The organism is Spongiibacter sp. (genome assembly GCF_984394615.1).
In genome coordinates this window covers 1-4,142 of record NZ_CFHTQA010000077.1, presented here as the reverse complement: position 1 = coordinate 4,142, position 4,142 = coordinate 1, and the positions used below count along the sequence as shown (strand labels likewise).

At 52.7% G+C, this 4,142-nt stretch carries 3 protein-coding genes; all 3 read right to left on the bottom strand.

The window, feature by feature from the left end:
• Positions 1-94: 94 nt before the first annotated feature.
• The 3 genes from AC5DB9_RS16420 to AC5DB9_RS16410 all read right to left on the bottom strand — a co-directional run bounded on the left by AC5DB9_RS16420 (position 95) and on the right by AC5DB9_RS16410 (position 4,048).
• Positions 95-2,206, bottom strand: coding sequence for a TonB-dependent siderophore receptor (locus AC5DB9_RS16420; RefSeq protein ID WP_272990679.1), 2,112 nt, complete (start codon positions 2,204-2,206; stop codon positions 95-97).
• A gap of 328 nt (positions 2,207-2,534) precedes the next feature.
• Entirely contained in the window at positions 2,535-3,161 is a 627-nt protein-coding gene (locus AC5DB9_RS16415) for an FMN-binding negative transcriptional regulator (protein ID WP_272990676.1), read from the bottom strand.
• 464 nt (positions 3,162-3,625) lie between these two features.
• Positions 3,626-4,048 (bottom strand): GFA family protein, encoded by a 423-nt coding sequence (locus AC5DB9_RS16410; protein WP_273009534.1) that lies wholly within the window; start codon positions 4,046-4,048, stop codon positions 3,626-3,628.
• Positions 4,049-4,142: the final 94 nt, after the last annotated feature.

The window sequence follows — 4,142 nt, the reverse complement described above, 5'->3', positions numbered from 1 at the left end:
TGATGACGAGAAAACGGGGCTCAGACATATTTTCCTATGTCTGAGCCCCGTCGCGACTGACAGTCAGGCCCTATCTGTATGGCGATGTATTGAATTAATACCGCCAGGTAATTGATCCCATCACATTCCGCGGGGCACCGAAGTTCGCCTGCCCCCATTGCGGGCTCAGCCGGTATTTTTTATCACCGACGTTATTCACATTGAGAGACAGCGTAAGTGTCTCGGTCAGGTTATAGCTCGCAAAGGCATCAATCAGTGCATAACCTGACTGAACTTCGGTATCGCCATAGTAAATTTTGCTCTGCCAGTTGACGCCGCCACCGACGCGCAAGCCCGGAACGGCCTGCACATTATAGGCAGTAGCCAGCTTGAGCTGCTGGGCAGGAATGAAACGACGGGTATCGTTCCCGTTCTCATCCTCGACCTCGACCTCCGTGTAGCCAGCACTGATGTTAAGCCCTGGCAACACCTCACCAGCAAGCTCCAGTTCAAAGCCGTCGCTCTCAAACTCAACACCGCGATAAAGATTCAAGCCAGACGTGTTATCCCGGCCTACCCATTCGCCAAAATTCTCCTGCCGAGATTCGAACAGCGCAAAGGTCAGTACCGCACGTCCGTCAAAAAACTCCTGCTTAACGCCCACCTCAGAACTCTCGCCTCGCACGGCCCCCAGCGGCGCCAAGTTGGCATCGACCCAGGTTTGCGCCTTGAAGACCTCGCTGTAGCTGGCGTACAGCATGGTGCCGTCGAGCACTTCATAGGTCACACCGACATAAGGAACGGTTTCATTGTCGGAGACATCCTGAGGCGCCCCGTAACTTACCCCGTCCTGTTCGATATCCACTGTGCGCCCACCCAGCAGAACCGAGAGCGCATCACTCAACGACAGGCGTGTCGAGATATAGAAGGAGTTTTGCTCCTGATCAATATCGGTGGACTGAGACGCCGCATCGTAAACATCGAACGTCGGGCGCGGTGTCGCGCCATCTGCCCAATCACCGCCGACGGGATCGTAGTTCCAGTTTTGCGTGTAAACAGAGCGTCCGGTGAGCTTGATATCAGCCATATTCGCGCCGACAACCAACTGGTGGTCGCGCCCCAGAAATGAAAAGCTGCCGCTGACAAACAGGTCAAATATGTCTTCTTTATCATTGGCCTGATACAGGCTGGCATGAGCGGTAAGCCCCACTTCGGTATCCGGGTCTGGCGCACCAGCCAAATAGAACGACTGCCATTCCTTGTCTTGATCATGGCGCGTGTAGATACCCTTCAGTACCCAACGCTCACCTAAATCCTGCTCCAGCTCCAGGAAGCTACGTGTTTGCTGTACGTCCTGATAGGCCCACTTCGGAGCGGTATTGGTTGAAACATCGTAATCCGTCAACGAACCATCACTGTAAAAAAGCGGCAATGCCCCTGACGAATTCCCTTCCGTATAACTATCGTTAACGGTATGCCCAAGGGTGAAGCGACTGGATTCGGTAATCGCACCGCTAATCACCCCATAAAATATCTGCATCTCTTTGCTGTAGCGATCCAGATAGGAATCACCATCTTCGCGGGCAACCACAAGACGCCCGGTCAGCCTGTCTTCGATGAGCGTGCCCGATACGTCTCCATCGACGCGATACTGGCTCCAGCTCCCGGCAGAGGCACGTGCCATTGCCTGAAACTCTTCAGTAGGCCGTTTCCGCAAATAGTTAATTGTCGCAGAGGGATTGGCGAGCCCCGTTGTTAAACCGGTCGCCCCTTTGACCACCTCAACCTGTTCATAAATCGCTGAATCATCATGGCCTTGCGTCAGGCCATAGGAGAACGGAACACCAACGCCGTCATATTGGAAATTGACGATATCGAAGCCCCGCGCCGTGTAATACGTTCGGCCCGTCTCCACCTCTTCCACCGTGACACCTGGCACGTATCGCAACAGGCTGTTCACTTCACGCAGAGTGAAATCCTCAATCTGGTCACGCGAAATCACCGATACCACCTGAGGCGTTTCGAGTATCGTCAAATTAAGCTTTGTTGCGGTACGCGTCTTCTCAGGCTCTCCGTAAACATGAACCGTCTCAATATCCCCACGGTCCGCTCGCCCTGATACCTGAACGGAGCCTTCTTCCGCGTCAGCGGCGATGGCATACGCGCCGTTTATCGAAATCGCTCCCGCTACAGAGACAGCGAGAATGCCGCGATTGAAGATTTTCATAAATCATTCCTGTCGTGTCAGCCTGCGGAGCGAACACTCCGGCCGCGTCAAATTGAGGTCAATGAATCTGGCGCAGATACTAAAACAAAATGATAATCAGTATCAACTTCAATATCAAAAAGGATGCCGCGAGCCACCATCACGAAGAGGAAGACGATGAATAAACGTAGAAATAAAGGGCGAATAGACGCCAGCACTCTACACTGACTTGCCGATGGCTTGTGCTGGGGCTGAGGGAGAACAAACTGCCCAGCCAGCGTACTTGACGAGGGGCCGACGAGACCGATAAAGCAGATACCGAATACCGAAAATCAGCCAATAAACCTTCTCAGCGTATGAGCATCGCTATGGCGCGCTGGGAATCCTCACCAGCGGCCTCAAGACCCGCTTTCACCGACTGGCGATTCTTCTCTGGCTGGTTCTGGCTAGCCTTGACCTTACCGGTCAAGCTCTCAATCATGATCTCCACACCGACGATGGCGGCAATCAGCCGATCGGTGAAATCCTCTGGCGCGTCATCGACAGACCACGGCGCCCTCATCACGCGCTCCTGCTGATCAGTTAAGCGATGGAGATGCGCCGTCAGCCACCCTGCGTCATCAACCACACGCGCCCTGCCCTCGACATGAACAGCAAGATAATTCCAGGTAGGCACCACCCGGCCGGTTTCCGCCTTGGTCGCATACAGTGACGGCGAAATGTAAGCATCTGGCCCCTGGAAAACCGCCAGCACCCGAGCGCCGCCCTGCAAACGCCTCCACACAGGATTCCCGCGAGCCAGATGACACTGAAGCGTTCCCTGACCGCCATCCTCGTCTGAGTTCAGATAAAAAGGCACATGATTCGCCTCAATACCCTCATCATCAGCAACAATCAGCAGGCCAAATCCGTAGTCGCGGATATACTGCTGCAGCGCGTTTAGGTCATCTTCTTGAAACTGGCTTGGTACATACATCTTGCGACCGCCTCACTCACATCCTTAAGCAACAGAACTCAGGCGGCAACTTCCTGCCATTGTTATGATTCTTCACCTTCTCGAAATATTACTCCTGCTTCTCATGATTTTGTAATGACTCGACTTTATCTTTAACAGCCATGCAGGCCCTCAGGACAGTCATAATAAAACACACCACCGCTGCAATTGCGCAGGGGAAAAGCAGGAGGGGAATCTTAGCCGTGTACCCCATAAATGCAAATACACCGAGCAGAAACGCTATGAAAAATTCTGTAATAATCGACTCCCACTCAAGAGCGAAGCCGATTTTTATACTCTTCGATGCGAAGTGCCTTACTCTCATTTCGTAGAGGCTCTAAGAAACATAACGTCGCCAGCACGCGCGGCTTTGTAGTGGAGGCGAAGCCGCAACGGAAAAGCCGTCGCTGTGCCTGGCCTTGTTATGCAATTCCACCCACCCAGACTTACTTTTCTGAATACTGGGCAAAAACCTCTTCGCCGGTAAGATCTTTCGTTTTTTGTGTAAACGAGTAGAACGGAGGCTTTTGGTCGATAAATATTTGCTCAGTAAGACTCCACTGATCTCCGCCATTAAAGAGCCCGACAGGGATCGCGTAGTGTCCTTCTTGCTTTAAGCGGTAAAATAGGTGAGTGCCGCATACTTGACAGAAGCCGCGCTCAGCCCACTCTGAAGAGCTAAAGGTGGATATGTGATTGACACCTTCAAAGTTTACGTCACTTTCACACTCGGCTGCGAAAAGCGGGCCGCCCCCCCATTTTCGGCACATCGTGCAGTGACAGGCTCCGATGCTATTGCTCTTTGTCTTAGCTGCAATTCGGACTGCACCGCAAAGACAAGTACCACGGTGCTCGACTTTAATATTCATGCTTTCCTCCTGCAGATGCATAACGCCGCGCTCTGCCGCTTGTGATCTTCCCCCGATAAAATGGATACCCATTTCAAATTACTACACTTCGTTC